We start from the raw sequence: 360 nt of genomic DNA on the forward strand, positions 1-360 counted from the left end.
CCCGCTCCCCACGATGAATGCCGTGCATCTTCGCGACGAGTTCAAGAACGAGCCACGTGTTGCGGTTGTCGAGATGCTGAACACTGGCGATCCAATGCCAGAACACATTGTGCGTGGCTCGACGCGCAGCGCCTTCATCAACGGTGCATCACGCGCTCTTACTACAGAAGAGCGTGCATCCATCCATAGGAGCCTGACTACAGTAGCATTGGGTCTTGGCCGTGATGAAAAGGAACTTATGTACGAGGCCAGCGTATGAACGAACGACAACTCGAACGCGCAGCGCGAGAACTATGCAAGCTCCGGGGCCAAGACCCAGACATGATTGTTTGTCGAAGCCCCGAGCCTGATAAGGATGGG

The 360-nt window shown here is 55.8% G+C and carries 1 protein-coding gene; it reads left to right on the top strand.

Features of this window, described 5'->3' with window-relative positions; translation table 11 throughout:
- Positions 1-259, top strand: a 259-nt coding sequence (locus tag AC1RPT_RS07815; RefSeq protein ID WP_481762988.1) for a hypothetical protein, incomplete at its 5' end; no start/stop codon positions are given.
- Positions 260-360: the final 101 nt, after the last annotated feature.

The sequence above is a fragment of the Dellaglioa sp. CoH-56-MRSF-11 genome (assembly GCF_056782135.1).